The sequence below is a fragment of the Streptoverticillium olivoreticuli subsp. olivoreticuli genome (genome assembly GCF_003391135.1).
Taxonomy (GTDB): Bacteria; Actinomycetota; Actinomycetes; order Streptomycetales; family Streptomycetaceae; genus Streptomyces; species Streptomyces blastmyceticus.
In genome coordinates, this window is record NZ_CP031455.1 from 1 (window position 1) to 18,134 (window position 18,134).

Consider the following 18,134-nt stretch of genomic DNA (forward strand, 5'->3'; position numbering starts at 1 on the left):
TACGGGCCTGCCCGGCGAAGCCGAGTAGCTGTCGAAGCGGCATGGGCGAACTCAAGGCCACACGGGGCTCATCACTACGTGTCGAGAAGGCATGCATGGTCGTTGCGGCTGCTGCCCCGTGCCTAGGGTGTCGTGTCAGGTGGTTCCATGATCGGGTTCCAGGCGAACCAGCCCAGGTTTCCTTCACCGAGTTCCCACGGGGACTCCAGCAGCAGTTTCCGGGTTGCCCCGAGGTCCGCGGTGACGGGAGCAGGGGCGGGGCCGATGCGGGTCATCAGGTCACCCCATTCGTGCAGGAACTCCTCGTCCTCATCGCGCAGCCGACGCATCGCCGCGTCCACGCAGGCAGCCCATTTCGGCATCCCGTAATGGCCATCGTGAGTCCCGATGCGGGGAGCGCCGGCGAAGAGGAGGAAGTCATCCGGCGGCAGTCGCTTCTCGAAGTGCCTGAACATGTCGATGCGCTGTTTCACCTGTTTCTTGATCTCTCCGAGGAATCCCCAGCCGAAGTCCGTCAGGGTCCCCTCGCATCCCGGCCAGACCATCTCCCGGTCCAGGATCAGGTCCTCCAGTGCGTACAGACGGAACGGGGCGTCAGAGCCCAGGAGATCGAACGCCTGCCGGGTGAGCCAGGTGTTGCGGGCGAACATCGTCCCGTCGCGCAATGCCTTGCGCCGGCTGGTCGGCCGGGAGGCGTGCGCGTCCTCGATCGGACCGTTGCGCCAGACGGACAGGACGATCCCGTGGGCCGCTGCCCACCGCAGTCCGTCCTGCGTCTCGAAGACGCCCATCTCCCGAAGGCGCTGCCGTGCCCAGTCCAGCGTGTCCTGGATGTCCTCGCCCACCGGCTGCCTCTCCCCCATGGTTCTCCGCACCCTCGATTCGAATCTTCGGTGTTCCTGTACAGCCGCGCGGTGCAGCGCCTACGGGAAGTCAGTCCAGGCCGGGACCCCTTGTCGTCACGCCGTCCGCCGGGCCGTTCTCAGGCGGGCCGGACCGATGGAAGGCCGCGCTGAGCGCGTGCAGTTCGGCACGGCGAGCCCGTATGAGCTCCTCTGGCTGGCGCAGGGCGGTGTCCAGGAGCCACACGCCACGGCGAAACGGCTGGAAGCCGACGCTCTCCCACAAGGCAGCGATCTTCTTCTTCGCCTGGCGGCGGTAGGCCTCGGTGGCCTTCTCACGGTCTTCGGGGTACTCGCCCATGGCCGGATAGACCGCGACCGCGCAGCAGCCGCCGGACAGGCGTCGGATCGCTTCGGCCGCCAGGGCCGGGCCCAGCCCGAAGCCCCTCCACGCCTTGTCGAGGCTGACGCGATCGAGGAGCAGCAAGTCGCCGACGGGGTGGGTGACCGCTTTCTCGAACGCGGCGCTGTAGCCGTCGTGTCCGGACCGGCCAAGGACCGCGGACGCTATGACCTCGAGATCGCCGGACTCGGCGTCCGCCGCCTCCCACCGGTTGTCGCCGGTGTAGTCGCGCAGCCTCCACAAGATGAGGTGCCCGACCTCAGTACCCGCAGCCGGAGCGTGGCTGTTCTCGTCCTCTTCGTCATCCCACTCCTCGTCGCCCGCCTGCCCGTAGATGACGGTGACGTACCAGGATTCCAGCGTGTCCTCGAAGTCGTAAGGCACCGCAGGATGCCCGTGACCGTAGTGGAGGTGAAGCCGGGCGGGATCGCCCGGGAGCTCAGTGACCGGCCGTTTGGGCCTCGCTAATGCCATGACGCAAAGGGTAGAAGCGGGTACTGACAGCCCACCGGGAAACGGGAATCCAGGGGCGGGCGCGGTGGGGCCCGGGCGCGGTCACCGGTCGAGGAAGTCCGTCCAGCACGGCTGAAGTCCGGCGACCAGGGTGCCGGCGGTGTCCGCCAACATCTCGGCGCTGTACAGGTCCGCGGGCACTGTACATGGCAGCTGCTTGTCCGTCCCCCGCGTGGGCGGAAGTGCTGTAGCAGATGCAGACGGTCGCTGTCATCGCGATACCGAAGCCCGTCGCTGAGGCCAGGAGCCTATGGGAAGACGGTGGTATGCGCGATGACGTCCCTCGTGGCCGCCCCGGAGCGGCGGTGGTGCCCGCCGGTGTGAGCCGGATGGCGGCCGTGGGGCGGCTGTTGGAGCTGGACTCCCGTGGCGAGCTGGCGTCAACTCATGTCCGTCTGGTAGCCGACGCGTTGGGCAGGTCGGAGCGGACGGTGTGGCGGTGGCTGGCGGCCGCGCGGGCGGAGGGGCGCCTGGAGCGGGTGCCGGCCGGGCGGTTCGCGGTGACCGATGAGGTCCGGCGGCTGCTGGCGCTGTGGGGCGGCAACGCCTCGCGGGTGCACGCCGAGTTGGTCGAGCGGGCCCGGTCGGATCCTGCGTACGGGCCGGTGCCGTCGCTGGCGACGCTGCACCGGGCGATCAGGCGGGACCTGACCGCCGGCGAGCGCGCCGGACTGCGCCGCGGTGAGGCCGCGCGGCGGGTACACGACGTGTTCGCCAAACGCCCGCCCACCCACCGCAACGCGGTCTGGGAGGGCGACCACAAGCAGGTCCCGGTGGAGGTCGATGTGGACGGCGTGCTGGAGCGTCCGTGGGTGACCTGGTTCATCGACTGCGCGACCAAGGTGATCGTCGGGGTGGCCGTCACCCCGCACGAGCCCAGCCGGGACGCGGTCCTGGCGGCGCTGCGGAGCGCGATCGACCGGCGCGAGCCGTACGGGCCCGCGGGAGGGATCCCCGCCGCGATCCGCGTGGACCGGGGCAAAGAGTTCCTGTGCCAGACGGTGACGGCCGCCATGGGCGCCTTCGCCGTGGCCGTGGTGGACCTGCCCGCCTACACCCCGCACCTGAAGGGCACCGTCGAGGCGCTCAACGACGCAGTCGAGGAGATGCACTTCGCGGTCCTGCCCCGCTACACCCATCGCCAGAAGCTCCCCGGCGGGCGCAGCGCTGATCCAGGCGCGCCCGCACTGGCCTTCGAGGCCTTCGTCGCCGACCTGCTCCAGTGGGCGCGCTGGTGGAACAGCGAGCACCACCCCGACGCGCTGGCCGGACGGACGCCGCTTCAGGCGTGGGCGGCCGATCCCACCCCCGTCAGCGACGCCGGTGCCGAACAGCTGGCCCACTTCGCCCTGGAAGACGACGGGCGGGAGCGCACCGTCACCAGCCACGGCGTCCGGTGGCACCGGCGCGACTACATCGCCGACTGGATGGTGGGCCGCACCGGAATGCGGGTCGTCGTACGGCATCTGCCCCACCACGACGATGTCATCGAGGTCTTCGAGGCCGCCACAGGACGCCACCTGGGCAGCGCGTACCTGGCCGATGCCGCCACCCCCGAGCAGATCCGCGCGCTCAGAGCCGCGCGTACCCGAGCCGCGCGCCGGCTGCGCGCCGACCTGAAAGCGGCCGAGAAACTGCGCCGGGACCGGTTCAAGGCGCAGACCGTCCCCGGCCCCGCACAGCCCCGCCGCACCCCCACACACGGCGAGGCGACCAGCGAACTTACCGGCCGCACAGGCGAAGACCGGCGTGCCCTGGCCCGCCCCGGCCTCATCCCCCACGGCCCGGCCCCCAAGCACTGGGCGCTCCCCGGCGTGCCCCCACCCCGACAGCGGAAGGAAGACGATCACGGTGGCGAAGACTGACCTGTCCTATGGGCGGCTGCCCGCCGAGCACGAGGACCACTTCCTGGTCAAGGCGGCACAGCTGGTGGGCACCGACGCCCTGCTGACCACCCGGGACAACATCGAGATGGTCATCGCGGCCAAAGCGATGATGTGCGCATACGGGCCGTCCGGCTACGGCAAGACCATGGCGGTGAACTCCGCCCTGCGCGCCCTGGCCCCGAAGACCACCTACCGGCTCGAACTGCGCGGCGGGCCCACCCCGCGCGACATCCGCCACGGCCTGTTCCACGCCCTGCGCCTGCCCGGCGAACCACCCCGGCGGCCCATCGAGTTCGACACCCTCCTCAAAGAGGTCCTCGCCGAGCAGTTCAGGGTGCTGGTCTGCGACGAGGCCCAGTGGATGAGCCGCACCGGATTCGAGTACTGGCGCCACCTGTGGGACGACCGCAACACCGACATCGCCATCATCTTCGCCGGCGGCGACAACTGCTACAAAGTGCTGCGGCGCGAACCCATGCTCGCCTCACGGATCTTCATCTGGCAGGAGTTCACCCGGATCCCCAAGACCGAGATCCGCCCCGTCGTCCAGGCCTTCCACCCCATCTGGGCCACCTGCGACCTTGAACTGATCGACGCCATCGACGCCGAAGCCGCCCACGGCAGCTTCCGCAACTGGGCCAGCATCACCGCCCTCCTCCAAGAGGGCATGGCCAGCACGGGCACCGAACACGTCAACGAGGAACTCGTCCACTGGGTCTACAGCAAGATCGGCGGCATGTGACCGCGCCGCCCGTCAAACGCCCGAGCACGACGACAGCCGGAACCGGGCAGGCCGGGAGCCGGCATCACGCGCCGGGCACACCCACCACGATCATCATCGACCCCGACGACGACCCCGACGTGACAGCAGCCGCCCTCAACGCCCACTCCCCCACCGGCGGACGCATCACCGTCCACCCCACCCCGGGCGCCTCCCACCCGCCCGGCCTCGCCCAGGACGTCCTGACCGCACTCGGCAAACGTCTCCCGGGCCATGACCCTCACGTGCCCCGGCACCACAGCTCATGGGCCGACATGGTCCAACCCGCCTGGACCGCCGCCGCCAGCTGGATCAACGCGCACCGCGTCGGACACCTCATCGTGCTGCGCGCCCACACCCTCACCCCCACACGCTGGGAACACCTCGGCACGCTGCGGGCCCGCACCGGAATCCGCCTCACCCTCGTCTGGCACGCCAAGCCGGACGCACACCTCCAGGCACGGACAGCCAAACTCGGCACCGCACACCAGGAGATCCACGACCTGGACACAGTCCGAGCCCGCTTCCACCAAAAGGGCCCGGTACGCCCGGGTCCGCCGAGAAACGCCGGCGAGAGCCCCCGCGACTCGAGCAGCACCGAGCTCAGGCAGACCAGGGACATACAGCAGGTCGGGCACCCCCTCCACGCCGGACTCCTCGCCGCCCAGACACTCGCCCCGGACGCCACCGCCGCACAACTCACCGCCGTGCGACTCGCCGACCTGGCACCCGACGCCACCGCCCTCGCTCTTCCCCACCCCCCGTACCGCCCCACGAGCACACCCCGATGGCACCGAGCCCCCGCATGGACACAGCCCCTACTGACCGCCGCCCGGGCCTGGCACTACCTCAGTGGCCACCCACACGACAGCCACCACCTGTTCCAGCACACCAACTTCCACCACCACAACCAACTCACCGGCATCGCCGCCGCGTTAGGAATCCACGCTGCCATTGAGCAACTCACCGGCGACCCCGCCTGGCCCACACCGCCAGACACCCACTGACCTGCGCAAACACCCCACCGCGGTAGCACTCGGCACCCAACTGGGCGGCACACTCCGCAAAAACGACAGCACGAACCCCGCACCCACCGTCAGCAGCAGGCCGCACTCCCACCAGCACAAACACCCGTCACATCACTGACACAGCAGCACCGAACCCACCACGACAAACCCACCGAGATCACCAATCACGAGAGGGAAGCTCTGAGGGGACGTACCGTGCAGGAAACACACCCCAGCACACTCACTCGGCACTCGACATCCGCGCCCCGGCCCACCAGCACCGTCTCTGCCCTGCACCGAGCCAGGGCTGAGCCCCCGCGGGCACCGCCCACACCCCACCTGCGCAGCCGCTAGCATGTGACCGTCAGCACCTCAGTTCGCAGGGGGCCTGCAGCATTGTCGTGCCGGCCAGCCTGGAGGATCTCTGCCACCAGCCGATCCTGTTCGCCGGTGAACTGGACCGTGTTCTCTTTCACCCGGACTTTGCACAGCCACGGGCCGATCATGACGCGTTCGCCGTCGACTTCGATCCACTCCCGAGCGCCGAGTGGGCAGCCATGACGCTCCGCGAAGGCACGCAGCAGCAGGACGGTCTGTTCGAAGGAACGGCGAGACCTTGGGCCAGGCGTGGCGGCCGCCTTCCGTGCAGCAGCAGGACCTGACTGAGGGTCAATCCGAGGCGGGTGAGCAGGTCTTGCTGGCCGGGATCGAGCCGGTCCCAAGTGGTGAACTGGCGGTGCAGTCGGCTGCCGACCTTTAACCCCTTCAATCACCGCGTCACGGCGCAGCGTGGCGGGTCGTGGCCGGCTTCGATGTGGCGCTTGAGGAGGTGGTATCTGCGGTGTGCCAGTCTGGGCCGTGAGGGCGTGTCCAGTGGGGGTCGAGGGCAGTGAGCTGGCGTTCGGGGGTGAGGCGGTTCTTGCGGGCGAGGGCGCGCTGGTCGGTGAGGAACTGGCCACCGGGTTCCTGGGCGGGGATGGCGAGGTGGCCGTGTTCTGCCTGGTAGGCGGTAACGGTAGTCAGGTGGCCCTGCCAGGTGGCCTCGTGATCGTCCCAGATCATGCCGAGGGCATCGAGTTCGGTGATCCAGTCCTCGGTGAGGGTGCCTTGCCGACGGGCGGTGCGCTGGCCGGTGATGAGGATGCCCAGGTGGTAGCCGTAGGCATCCTCATAGTCCGCGGGAACAGGCAGTTGCTGGTGTTCGGTGTGGAAGCGGGTAGCGGCGGCCAGGCCGACGGGGAGCGAAGTGGGCAGTCCCATCGGCGGGCCAGGCGAGCAGGTCCATCGTGCGGGCAATGGTATTGGGGTCAAGAGCGTCACGAACACCGTCGCACGCCCGCGCCGGGCCAGCCACGACGCCAGGGACCCGGGGCTGTTGGTGCTGTGCACCCCACGGCACCCGCAAGAACCGGATGCTTACTCGCCTTCAACGAGGAAACCGCCATCAACGGCTCCAGGCGCCCATCCGCGCGGGTGCTCTGGGCCCAATGCGCGATCAGGTCCAGAGATGGCACCCGACCAACAGATGACGGGTGTCCAGCGCCTCCGCGGTACGCAGCGCGGTCAGGGTCTTGCCCGTACCACAGGCCGAGGCCACGTGCCCGCGGGTGTGGGGGCAGGCAAGGTGACGCACCGCTTTATCGACTGCCTGCTGCTGATCCGGGCGCAGCACACGACGGCCAGCAGGGCAGGCGCGAAAAGCCGTAGCGACAGAAGCCTCAGCCGCGGGCTCAGGGCTGGAGGGCATGACGGACCTCAACTCACAAACAAGGGCGCAGCCGACAGAGTTCATCCTCCCGCACCAGCGCCAGCAACCACTGCCGGACCACGCACGGCCGCGAACAGCCCTTTTTGATCCACTGCTGCAGGGCCAGGCCCACCACAGGTACGGCATACCGTCACCACAACGACCGTGCCCGGCCCCCTCCTTCAAAGAAGCCACGGCTCACAGCCTCATACCTCACAGTCCGCTCTGTCTACCTGCTGAAACAGTCCGTGAACCCCACAGCCCACAGACCAGCGGCCACACAGAAGCCCGACACGAGCACGAGACGCAGCAAGGACTCTCCTTCCGGACAACAAGCCGTAGCGCCCAAACAGAACGACCACCAGCAAGCCCGCGACATCGGACTCCTGCTCTGAAACCCCTGCGGACATCATGAGATGAATCCGGGCGAAGTGGCAGACCCCGGAGCCACAGCCACGGTGACGGTGGGGCTTCCGGGCTACTTTCCTGCAGGCCCCTGTCCGCCCTCCGCACCGGCCTCGGCACCCCGGAATCCGCTGGTGAAACCGGGGGCGCACCGCGCGGATCGCCGGTACGTTCCCGGCTGCCGGGCAACGGTCCCCCGGTAGCTTCCCTGCTGGAGGCGCTCAGGCCTGGAAAAGCACTGCCGACGCCGTCCCGTACTGGTCCGCCGACGACCGCCGACGCATACGTTCCCGTGACGCCGGCCGGTGTGCCCCAGGTCAAGGAATCCCCGCAGTTCTTCCACAGCGACCGGCCGCCCCCATCGGCGCCCGCGCCCGCCCAGGCATGCAGGAACCGTCGTCGTCGCTTCCGGAAAGCCCCATCGTCCTTGCCGCCTTCGCAGGCACACCCCGGCCGGGCGGCCAACCCGGTCACCGGCGTACGAGAACCCCCGCGAGCATGAACAGTACTCGTTCAACGGTGCACGACGCTCTGATCCGGGACCCGGAATCATCCATGGCCAACTGCCAGACCACACCGGCCGCGCGCCGGCAGACCCACTCTCCCTCCCCCTTCCCTCCTTCCTCTGCGCTCCACCGAAAACAAAGCAAGATCACCAGATCTGCCTTCGAAAGACAGACGCCAGGGCGTAGGGGTGCCTTCGAAACAGCCCCAGTCTCCTTGGGGCAGGCTGCCCAGACGCAGTACCCGCTCCGGCAGTGCCTGCACGCCGTCTGCCACGGCCAGGCCAGCCCCCGCGCCTGTATCGGTACAGCGCGTGTCCGGGGCCTGGTCCGGGCAACGGCAGGGACAGTCCGTGGTGCCGGGACCGGGCCCGCGGGAGCGGCCGGGGCGGACCGGCAGGCCGGGCGCAGATCCCGCAGAGAGCCGCCTGTCCGGGCCCGGCAGCCTGCCGGACCACTAGACTCGCTTACCAAGACTTTCCACGACGCCGGGGAAATTCCGCCAAGGGAGGACTAGCTGCCGTGAACCCTGAGCATTTCGAGCTGCTGGAGGAAGCACGCCGCGTTCTTCCTGACGGGTTCAAAACGGAACTGTCCGGCGACATCATCGTCATGCAGGCCTCGCCCTCGGCCCTCCACCAGCTCAACCTGAGCAAAATCCGGAAACAGTTCGACGGACACGCCCCGGCCGGATACGTCGACACAGGGAACACCGATCTGGCCTCGCCCCAGACATCCGCCGTACGCAACCCGGACCTCACGTACCTGCCCGAAGAGGCGATGACGACGACCGAAAGCAGCGTACCGGCAGAACTCGCCCTGATCGCCGTGGAAATCGTCTCACCGTCCAACCCGGAGAACGACTGGGTCGGGAAACTCCGCGACTACCCCCGCATGGACATCCCGCTCTACCTCGTCGTCGACGCCCGGCAGAAAACCGTCACGCTCTTCAGCGAGCCTGCAAACGACCGCTACCGCATGAGAGAAGACGCCGACTTCGGAGAACCCGTTCACATCCCTGCCCCCTTCTCCTTCCTCCTCGACACCACCGGCCTGAAGCCCTACTGACCCCGGTCTGCCACGGGACCCGCACCAGCAGACAGCCCGCACGGGCACAACAGCGGTCCGGAACCGGACCGCACGAGGCAGCCGGGAGGCGGCAGCCGGCACCTGGCGGAACCCGGCCCCTGCCAGACCCGCCCGCGAAGGCCACCTCAACGTCGCCGCGAAACACGCCGAGCACGTGGGACCAGAAGCCGACAGGCCGCCAGGGCAGCACCGAGGAGCTCCTGGCAGTCAAGCCCGGCATGGTCCTCGACAACATCAGGAAACGGACCGACAAGCCCAACCCGGAACGGCGGGCCGCACTCGGCATGCAGTGGACAGCAGCAAGGGTGGGGCGGTCGTAGTGGACGGGTTGCTGGAGGCGTTGGCGGAGGCATCGTCGCCTTCGTGGGTACGGCGTGCGCAGGCCGGGAATACCCTGGCCCCCTTCGCCTTCGCCGGGGTTCCTGAAGCCGCAAAGGCACTGGGGAGCCTGCTCCTGGACGTGGAGGACACGGCGGTGACGCGGCAGACGGCCGAGGCCTTGGCGCGGGCGGGGACGGTGGCCTCGGTCCGGGTCCTTGCGCGGGCGGTAGCCGGGGCCAGCGTCAGTCACGGCGACTGGATGCTGGCGGGGGTGCACGATGCGCTCGCGGGGAGGGCCGGGGTACCGAACCTCCTGGCCCTGTGCGAAAGGCTGGTCCAAGACCCGGAAGCAGTCGTTCGTCGGGGCGCCGCAGAAATCCTGGAGTGGGCACAGAGCACAGGAGGTTGAGGCGGATGTCTGCCGGGATCTTTTGCGTGTCTCCCCTGGCCGGAGAGACGACGTTGTCCTACTTGTGCCGGATCGCTGCCTCCTACGGACTTGAGGAGAAGGCGTTGCTGTCCTGCTGGAAGGGGGTCGGTCACCGGCCTCGGCATGAGGGCGGGGCGTTGCGTTGGGATGCGGAGGTGCTGCTGAACGCAGCGGGCCGGCGCGCGCTGGTGAGGTTGGGCGGTGCTGAGGAGGGGGTGCTGGGGCGGGCGTTGCATCCTGGGGACGGGAAGACCCCAAGTTCGGTGCGCAGCAGGACGCCGTGGAGCGGGCGTTGTGGCGGGTGGGAGGTGCGGTGGTGGGGCCGGTGGCATTCGGGTGCCGGCTGTGCACGGCACGGCGTACGGGCGAGCCGGCCCGGGTGGTGCGGTACGCGGCGCGGTGGGAGCGGGTGTGCGTACGGCACGGGCGGTGGGCCCTGGACGCGGATGCTGATCAGCCACTGGAGTACCTGGATGTGCAGGGTGTTCCGGAGGTGGGCGTCGCGCAGCGGTCGTGGTGGGGTGTGGTGCGGCGGGCGGCGCGGGCGGGGGTTGATGCGGGTGAGGTGTTCGGGCTGGCGTATGCGGTAGTGGCCCGGTGGTGGGAGGGGGCGTACGGGTGGGAGCAGGAGGAGATCTGGCCGCGCCGCCTGCACCAGGTCGCCGGGGGTGATGCGGGGAGTGATCTGGAGTGGTGGCGGGCGGTGGGGCGCGATGCGGTCATCTTCCCCGAGGTGGTGGCGGTCGCAGATGCCCTGCTGGATCCGGTCATGGCGCAGCTGGTGTGGGCGGACAGCGGCGGTGAGCGGCCGCGGGCGTTGCCCGCGGATGGGCAGTTCTGCCGTCGGCTCGGCGAGCGATTGGGAAAGCAGTGGCTGGGGCCGCTGATCGCGGTCGACTACGGGTGTCCGCTGCTCGCGTGGATGGGGAGCGTTATCCGTCTGCGTCGCCACCCCGGGGGTCGGCCCGGGCCGTATGCGCGGTTCGACGAGAACCCGTGGTGGGTGCGGCAGGAACACCGGCCATCGACGATGGCCGCCGGACTGCGGGTCTTGTCCAGAGAGAAGAAGGCACCCGGCTCCGGGACGAACTGGCGCGCTGTGGTGCCCGCGGAGCAGCGCTTCCTGATCACCAATCTCCTTGGGGAGGCCGAGGAGCAGTTGCAGCAGTTGCACGGCGCCCAGGTCGGCACCACCGCTGAGGTGGCCCGGTCCATGCTGGAGGGTCTGAGCCGTGGGAGCGATCTGCTCGACCAGGTGCTGCTGCGGGTCATGGTGGCGGCCGTGAACGCCGGGGTGAGGCTGGATATGGAGGTCGCTTTCAGCAGTCCTGCTGGACAGGTGACGCAGCTGTCGTGGGAGCAGGCGGTGACATCGGTGCGGTTCGAGGAACTGGCGCCGGTGTCGGCGTTCCCGGTGGTGCCGGGGCGTCGGTGGGGGCCCGGCTGGTGGTGGTCGGCGACCACAGGGCGGCATGTCGTGCACGGTTCGGCTGCAATGCGCACCCAGCTGATGCTGCTGGACCGGGATCCGGCGGTGACCGGTCTGGCGGGGCGGCCTGTTCGGTTCGCGTGGCGGGATGAGACGGATGGTCGGGTGCGCTCGTGGGTGCCGCAGCTGTTCGCCCGGTACGCCGACGGCACCGGGCTGTTCGCGGACTGTCCCTCGAGCCCGGCCTCCGGCGGGGCCAGGGCGCAGCGGGCGGGGGCCGTGCTGGAAGCGGCGTGTGCGCGGGTGGGGTGGGCGTACCAGCGGCTGGAGCCGCTGCTGGCGGTGGTGGCCGGGAATCTGCGGTGGCTGGCCGGCTACCGCCATCCCCGGTACCGGGGGCCGTCCGGGCTGCAGGCCGCGCTGGTGGAGGCGTTCGCCGTGTCGCGGCCGTTGTTGGAGGGGGCGGCGTCGGTGGGTGATCCGCTGCAGGTCTTGCCCGTCGTCTACCACGCGTTGTGGTCGGGACAGTTGGCGGCGGGACTCGATGAGCCGCTGCATGGCGGATCGCTGGTCCGGGTGCCTGCCGATGGTGGCCCAGAGCGCGGATCGGGAGCGGGGATCGACATGCTGGGTGGGGAGTGAGCACGGTGGGCGGCAGCAAGGAGGCGGGGCGGCGTCCGGTGGTGGAGGTCGGCGGCCACGTGGTCTACCGGGGGCAGACGTTTCAGGTGGTCGGCCTGCAGGGGCAGCGGGTGGCTCTGCTGGGTGAGGACGGCACGGACACGTCGTTGCTGCTGGGGCGGTTGTTCGCCGATCCGGGCTTTGCGGTGGTGGGCGCGCGGGCGCCGGACGTAGTGCCGCAGTGGGGGCTGTTCGAGACAGTACCGCTGGCAGCCCAGCAGCGGGCACTGGCGTGGCTGCCACACATCCGGGAGGTGGAGACCGGCTGGCCGCACCCTGAGGGCAGCCGGGAGGGGCAGGTGATGCGGGAGGAGTACGACCCCGGGCGGTGGATGCTGGCGCAGCGGGAGGAAACCAAGGCGAAGGAGATGACGGCGCTCGGCTTTACGCGGGTGACGCGTTTGACGGTGCAGAAGATGCGGCTGGCGTATCGCAAGCAGGGGCTGTGGGGGCTGGTCGACAAACGCACGGTACCCATGCGCAGTCGCCGTCCCACGGGTTATGCCGACGAGCGGGTCGTGGCCGCGGTGCTGGAGGGGCTGCGCCGGCAGCGGGGCCGGTCGAAGGGGACGGTGAAGGGGCTGCAGGTGCTGGTCAAGCAGATCCTGGAGGAGACGCACGGGCGCGGGGTGGTGGAGATGCCGTCACGGTCGTCGTTCTACCGGCTGGTGAGCGTGCTGGCGGATCCAGCAGATCGGCCGGGATACGGGGCACGGACGGCCACTGCCCCGGTGCGGGGAGCGCCGGTGCCGGTGGCGTTGCGGCCCGGGGAGCAGGTGCAGATCGACACCACCCGGCTGGACATCATGGCCGTCCTGGAGGACGGCACTCTGGGACGCCCTGAACTCTCGATCGCGGTGGACGTGGCGACGCGGTCGATCCTGGCAGTGGTGCTGCGGCCGCACGGCACGAAGGCCGTGGACGCGGCGCTGTTGCTGGCCGAGATGGCAGTTCCTCATCCGGCGAGGCCCAGGTGCCGTATGCGCGGATGCTGTCGCTGGATGCGCGGCTGGAAGGGGCGGCGGCCCGGCCGGTGATCGTGCCGGAGACGATCGTCGTGGACCGCTGGAAGATCTACGTCTCCGAGAGCTTCGTCGCCGCGTGCGAGACACTCGGGGTGAGTGTGTAGCCGGCCCCGCCACGGCGGCCGCAGGCCAAAGGGGTGGTGGAGCGGACCTTCGGGTCGATCAACGACCTGCTCTGCCAGCACGTCGCCGGCCACACCGGATCCAGTGTGCTGCGCCGGGGCCGGGAGACCATGGCGGAGGCGCAGTGGACGATCCCGCAGCTGCAGGACTTCCTCGACGAGTGGATCGTCTGCTGGCAGAACCGGCCGCACGAAGGCCTGCGCCACCCCGTACTGCCGAAGACGGTGCTCACCCCGAACGAGATGTGGGCCGCTCTCATCACCGTGTGCGGGTACGTGCCCGTGCCGCTGACCGGAGCCGACTGGCTGGAGCTGCTGCCGGTGCGGTGGCAGCCCATCACCGAACGCGGCATCCGCATCGATTACCGCGCCTACGACCATGAGGTGCTGGATGCCTGCCGCGGCAAGCGCTCCGACATCAATGGCCAGGGACGGCAGATGGGAGGTCCACCACAACCCGCATGATGCCCGCCAGGTCTGGGCGCGCCTGGGCGACGGGAGGCTCCATGAGATCCCGTGGATCCACCGCGACCACGTCCACCAGCCGTTCAACGACCAGGCGTGGCGCCATATCCAGGGCGAAGTCGCCCAGCGGGGCGACCGTGAACAGCACGAGGCCGACCTCGCCGATGCCCTCGACCAGCTCCTGCGCCGCACCCGTGCCAGCGCGGGGAAGCCGCGGAAGCGACGGGGCCGCAAGAGCCCCATCATCGTGCCCGGCAGCACGGCCGTGCTCGAGGGCCTCGCCGCCGGTCTGCCGGCACCACGCCAGTCGGCTGCCGCCGTCCCGGATGGCGGCCAGCTCGGAGAGCCTGAAACCGCGCCACGTGCCGTGAGGACGGCGCGGCAGACCCGGCAGACGACGAAAGAACGGCACGGAGCGGGCCGGTACCGGGCGAGGAGTGGGACGAGAGCCTGGACGACCTCGCCGCCACCCGCGCGACGGCTAGGACCGACATCGACGAGCCAGAGGAAGCGGACGCAGGCGCTTCGTCGGCTGGAGTCGGTACCGACGGATACGAGCTGTGGGACGCCGAAGCGGAGGCCGAACAGTGGTGAGCAGCCCTGCGGGCACGGGAGAGGCGTCGATGGACGGCGCCGCTTCACCCGCACACCAACCGGCGGGCTCTTCGGCGAACACCGAGGACATCCCAGGCGACGACGGGCAGGCGCAGCCCGGGGCAGTGACCGTGTGGGACGGGTTCACCCGCTTCGCCACCGCGCCCGTGACCGCGCCTCCCGCGCCCGGGGCACCCCCGCGCAGCCTGGCCGAACGCCTGGCCTACCACTCGCGGTTCGTCACCGTACGCACCCCGGCGATCGATATGCTGGCCAAGCAGGTACGCACCCTGATGATCCTGGGCTGCCACCAGCAGGTCGCCGCACGCCCGTCTCTGATCGTCACCGGTCCGGCCGGGGCCGGGAAGACCACGGCTCTGCTCCAGGTCGGGCGTGTCTTCCAGCTGGCACACATCCGGCGCCAGGGCGGCGTCGCCGCGGCTGCGGGCGGGCAGGTCCCGGTCGCCTACGTGCTGGTGCCGCCCGCGGCCGGCGCCAAGACCCTCGCCCTGGAATTCGCCCGCTACCTCGGCATCCCCACCACCGCCCGCATGTCCCAGGCCCAGATCGTCAACAGCGTCTGCCACACCTACCAGGCAGCCGACGTGAAGCTGGTGATGATCGACGAGATCCACCGGCTCAACCCCCGCACCACCACCGGCGCCCAGAGCGCCGACCTGATCAAAGACCTCACCGAGCGGATCGGCGCGACGTTCATGTACGCGGGGATCGACGTGGCTGCCACGCCGTTGTTCACGGGGGTGCGCGGGGCGCAGCTCGCCGCACGCGCCAGCCTCGTCGACTGCGACCCCTTCCCCGCCCGCGACGGTACGCATGAACCGTTCAAGGACCTGGTACGGGCGATGGAGAACGCACTCGACCTCCGCCACCACCGCCCCGGGAGCCTGGTGCGGCTGGCACCGTACCTCCACGCGCGCACCGCCGGCCGGATCGGATCCCTGTCCCGGCTGATCAAACAGGCGGCCCTGGCCGCGCTGGCCGACGGCACCGAACGCATCACCAAAACCACCCTCGAGGCTGTCCGACTGGACCACCTCGCCGAACAGCACTACCGGCCCCGCACCAGCACCAGGACCCGGTGAGCCAGAGCGTTCTCGCGGCCGCTGCGGCTGCCGCGTCCGACACCGAGCGGGGCGGCGCGCCCGTCGTTGGGGCACGGGTGCAGATCCCGCCCCCGGCAGCGGGCGCGTTCCGGGTACGGCCCCTGCCGTACGAAGCGACCGCCTCCTACCTGGAACGCCTGGCCAGTGTCTACCGGCTGACACTGCCCCGGCTCCTCGACGGCACCAGCATCACCCTGAACGGCCACGGCACCACGCCTGCAGCCACACTGGTCCTCTCCCCCACCGCCGCAAGCCGAGTGGCTGAAGTGGCCCGTCTCCGGCCGGACGCCCTCGCACGCGCCCTGCCCGGCCTGACCCAGGACGGCGCAAAGGCGGCGGGTCCGGCCACCGCGCGCTGGAGACCCGTCGAGCGCCGACAGCAAGCCGTAGCCGCCTGCACGATATGCGTCCGCCACCACAGCCACGGCGCCACCGACACCGCACGTATAGTGCGGCCGTGGCACCAACTGGTCTGCCCACGCCACCAGCAAGCCGCCCCCGACCCGCGACTCGACACACCGGTACACATCAGGGCCGTGCCCGGACACAGCCATCACCGGCCACTGCTCCCACCCGCAAATCCCCAGCCCAACAACAAAACACCAGACCAGAACAGCCCAGCTACCACAGAACCACCACCCCCGTCACAACCCGGCGGTCCTGGCACAGTTCATCCGGCTACGAGTGATCAACCCCGAGACGACGTTCTGGCGGCGCGGCATCGAGGCAGCCACCCGCTGGATCACCGAGACCGGGGCGCAGCAGCTGCGGGTGCCCTACGGGTACATCACCCCGACGGAATGGAAGCCTGCGGGGTTCCCGCTCGGGACGTGGCTGGCCGACCAGCGGAAGTTCGCCAAGGCCGGCAACCTCGACAGGGCCCGGGCGGAGGAACTGGACCGGCTGGGAATGGTCTGGTCCCACCAGGACGTCGCATTCGAGGAAGGACTCACCGCCGCCCGCGCCTGGACGGCCGTCCACGGACACTTCCTCCCGCCCGCCACCGCCGTCTGGGACGGCTACCCCGTCGGCACCTGGGCGAAGAACCAGCGCACCGCAGCCCGACTCGCGGAGAACATCGCGGAGCGCCGCGCGGCCGGCCTCCCTGTCGAATCCAGCGCCAAAGCCCTCACCGAGGCGCGGCGCGAGGCACTGGAGGAGATCGACCCGGGCTGGTGCCCCGTGTGGGATGCCGGGTGGCAACGCTGCTTCCGCCTCACCCAAGCCCACGTCGAAGGCGGCGGAACAGTGCCGACGGCGGCGGGCGAGGTGATCATGCAGGGCGAAGACCTCGGCCACTGGGCGTGGGCGCAGCGACTCGACTGGGGCCGGCTGCTGCCCGTCCAGCAATGGCTCCTCGAAAACGTCCTAGTACTGCAACGGTCTTTGTTGTGACGGTTGTGCAGCTTCTGGTGGGGTGTGGCCTCGTCGTTTGTAGTGGCAGATGCGGGCTTGGTATTGCCTTCTGCGTCGCCAGTGTGACCAGTGCAGGACATGGTCAGCTGGTGCGGGACGGCGGTTGGTGAGGCGGGTGATCAGGCGTCTGAGTTCGGGGAGGCTGAGCGGGATGAGGCCGGGGGATCCGTTTCTGCTTTCCCGGCGTCGAGTTCCCGGGCCCGCAGGACGGTCAGGGCGGCGTGGACGGCCATGGCCAGGGTGATGTGGCGGTGCCAGCCGGGGTAGCGGCGGACCTGGTAGTCGTCCAGACCGCATTCCTGTTTCGCGCTCTGGAAGCATTCCTCGACCGCCCAGCGGCTGCCGGCGATGCGGATCAGGTCATCCAGGGGGGTGCCGGCCGGGCAGTAGGCGATGTAGTAGGAGATCTCCTCGGGCCGGCGGATGCTGCGGCGTGCGATGACCCAGTGCTGCCGGTCCGGCCGGTGCCAGGGCCGGACCTCCACCCGGGCCCAGTCATAAACGCGGGGTCCGTGGGAGCCGTTGCCGCAGGAACGGCGCCTCCATTTCTGCCGGGACAGGCCCTCGAACAGGTCATGGACGGGGTGGTCGAGAGCCCAGCGGGTGACGACGGTGTCATGCCGGGTGGTAGCCATGACATGGAAGACGTCCGCCTGCTCGAGTTCGTATCGCCAGCCCTTGGAGAAGCCGTAGGCGGCATCCGCGGTCACCCACCGGAACGGGACTTTCTCCTCGATCGCCCGGCGGACCATGGCCTTGGCCATGGCCACCTTCGTCGCGAAGCCGGTGCTGTCATCAATGGCGGCCCGGCGGCATCGATCACGGTCCTCCGTCCACGACACCGGGAGATACAGCCTGCGGTCGATGAGGGTGCGGCCACGGTCGGTGGCATAGGCGAGGAACACCCCGACCTGGCAGTTCTCCGTCCGGCCCGCGGTGCCGGAGTACATTCGCTGCACCCCGGCCGAGGCTGTGCCTTTCTTGAGGAAGCCGGTGTCGTCCACGATCAGCACCGCCTCCGGGTCGCCGAGATACTCGACCACGTACTCCCGGACGTCGTCGAGGACATCATCGGCATCCCAGTCGATCCGGTTCAGCAGCCGATGGATCCGGTCCGGGCCCGCATGCCCGGCCTCCTCCGCCAGCGTCCAGCCGTTCTTCCGCTCCAGCGGAGCCAGCAGCCCACGCATATAGGCCAGAGCCGACTCACGAGGCTCCGACCTGCTGAAGCGGTGCACAAACCGCTCGTGCAGAGCCTTCAACTCGCCAGCCCACGACCAGACATCAACAAGTACCCCACCCACAACCCCACCAACGACCCAGCTGCCCACCCGTCACAGCAAAGACCGTTGCAGTACTAGTGCTCGATTCC

Annotated in this window: 16 protein-coding genes and 1 pseudogene; 11 read left to right on the plus strand and 6 right to left on the minus strand. The window is 69.7% G+C overall.

The features are described from left to right. Positions 1–122: 122 nt before the first annotated feature. Positions 123–863, minus strand: coding sequence for a hypothetical protein (locus tag DXZ73_RS00005; protein ID WP_116208968.1), 741 nt, complete (start codon positions 861–863; stop codon positions 123–125). A gap of 70 nt (positions 864–933) precedes the next feature. Next, the gene (locus DXZ73_RS00010; protein WP_162889886.1) at positions 934–1,719 is read right to left on the minus strand and encodes a hypothetical protein; all 786 of its coding nucleotides are present in this window, start codon (positions 1,717–1,719) and stop codon (positions 934–936) included. 368 nt (positions 1,720–2,087) lie between these two features. Here DXZ73_RS00010 and DXZ73_RS00015 point away from each other — a divergent pair, with 368 nt between their 5' ends. From DXZ73_RS00015 to DXZ73_RS38920, 4 genes are all read left to right on the plus strand, one after another. After that, complete coding sequence (locus tag DXZ73_RS00015; protein ID WP_398502653.1) at positions 2,088–3,623, plus strand: Mu transposase C-terminal domain-containing protein; 1,536 nt, start codon at positions 2,088–2,090, stop codon at positions 3,621–3,623. Then, positions 3,610–4,386, plus strand: a complete 777-nt coding sequence (locus DXZ73_RS00020; protein ID WP_116208974.1) for an ATP-binding protein — start codon at positions 3,610–3,612, stop codon at positions 4,384–4,386. The genes DXZ73_RS00015 and DXZ73_RS00020 overlap by 14 nt, the downstream gene beginning before the upstream one ends. Then, the gene (locus DXZ73_RS00025) at positions 4,383–5,411 is read left to right on the plus strand and encodes a hypothetical protein (protein WP_116208976.1); all 1,029 of its coding nucleotides are present in this window, start codon (positions 4,383–4,385) and stop codon (positions 5,409–5,411) included. Before DXZ73_RS00020 ends, DXZ73_RS00025 begins: the two co-directional genes overlap by 4 nt. A 401-nt stretch (positions 5,412–5,812) precedes the next feature. Continuing rightward, positions 5,813–6,073, plus strand: a complete 261-nt coding sequence (locus tag DXZ73_RS38920; protein ID WP_240351009.1) for a hypothetical protein — start codon at positions 5,813–5,815, stop codon at positions 6,071–6,073. A 115-nt stretch (positions 6,074–6,188) separates the two neighbouring features. Here DXZ73_RS38920 and DXZ73_RS38925 read toward each other — a convergent pair whose 3' ends face one another. Both DXZ73_RS38925 and DXZ73_RS40210 read right to left on the minus strand, forming a co-directional pair. Further along, positions 6,189–6,671 carry a helicase associated domain-containing protein gene (locus DXZ73_RS38925; RefSeq protein ID WP_240351011.1) on the minus strand — a complete coding sequence of 161 codons (483 nt, stop codon included), beginning with the start codon at positions 6,669–6,671 and terminating at the stop codon, positions 6,189–6,191. 235 nt (positions 6,672–6,906) lie between these two features. Then, positions 6,907–7,305, minus strand: coding sequence for a DEAD/DEAH box helicase family protein (locus tag DXZ73_RS40210; protein ID WP_338059097.1), 399 nt, complete (start codon positions 7,303–7,305; stop codon positions 6,907–6,909). Between the two features lie 1,283 nt (positions 7,306–8,588). Between DXZ73_RS40210 and DXZ73_RS00035 the strand changes: the two genes are divergently transcribed. The 4 genes from DXZ73_RS00035 to DXZ73_RS40220 all read left to right on the plus strand — a co-directional run bounded on the left by DXZ73_RS00035 (position 8,589) and on the right by DXZ73_RS40220 (position 13,628). Next, positions 8,589–9,134: a Uma2 family endonuclease gene (locus tag DXZ73_RS00035; protein ID WP_116208978.1), complete on the plus strand. Its 546-nt coding sequence runs from the start codon at positions 8,589–8,591 to the stop codon at positions 9,132–9,134. A gap of 1,265 nt (positions 9,135–10,399) precedes the next feature. After that, positions 10,400–11,977, plus strand: a complete 1,578-nt coding sequence (locus DXZ73_RS40370; RefSeq protein WP_425315800.1) for a TnsA-like heteromeric transposase endonuclease subunit — start codon at positions 10,400–10,402, stop codon at positions 11,975–11,977. A 5-nt stretch (positions 11,978–11,982) separates the two neighbouring features. After that, the gene (locus tag DXZ73_RS40215; RefSeq protein WP_338059098.1) at positions 11,983–13,053 is read left to right on the plus strand and encodes a hypothetical protein; all 1,071 of its coding nucleotides are present in this window, start codon (positions 11,983–11,985) and stop codon (positions 13,051–13,053) included. A 128-nt stretch (positions 13,054–13,181) separates the two neighbouring features. Then, complete coding sequence (locus DXZ73_RS40220; protein ID WP_338059099.1) at positions 13,182–13,628, plus strand: hypothetical protein; 447 nt, start codon at positions 13,182–13,184, stop codon at positions 13,626–13,628. On the opposite strand, the gene DXZ73_RS40225 is transcribed toward DXZ73_RS40220, so the two are convergent. Continuing rightward, a complete protein-coding gene (locus DXZ73_RS40225) occupies positions 13,582–14,040 on the minus strand; it encodes a hypothetical protein (RefSeq protein ID WP_338059100.1) in 459 nt (152 codons plus the stop codon). The genes DXZ73_RS40220 and DXZ73_RS40225 overlap by 47 nt on opposite strands. 307 nt (positions 14,041–14,347) lie before the next feature. On the opposite strand from DXZ73_RS40225, the gene DXZ73_RS00060 reads away from it, so the two are divergent. From DXZ73_RS00060 to DXZ73_RS00070, 3 genes and pseudogenes are all read left to right on the plus strand, one after another. Beyond that, a complete protein-coding gene (locus tag DXZ73_RS00060; RefSeq protein ID WP_162890488.1) occupies positions 14,348–15,325 on the plus strand; it encodes an ATP-binding protein in 978 nt (325 codons plus the stop codon). Between the two features lie 77 nt (positions 15,326–15,402). Further along, positions 15,403–15,825, plus strand: a pseudogene (locus DXZ73_RS40375) (TniQ family protein); the annotation flags it as partial. Between the two features lie 205 nt (positions 15,826–16,030). Next, entirely contained in the window at positions 16,031–16,741 is a 711-nt protein-coding gene (locus DXZ73_RS00070; RefSeq protein ID WP_240351014.1) for a helicase associated domain-containing protein, read from the plus strand. A gap of 140 nt (positions 16,742–16,881) precedes the next feature. Here DXZ73_RS00070 and DXZ73_RS00080 read toward each other — a convergent pair whose 3' ends face one another. Further along, positions 16,882–18,066, minus strand: a complete 1,185-nt coding sequence (locus DXZ73_RS00080) for an IS701 family transposase (RefSeq protein WP_116208983.1) — start codon at positions 18,064–18,066, stop codon at positions 16,882–16,884. Positions 18,067–18,134: the final 68 nt, after the last annotated feature.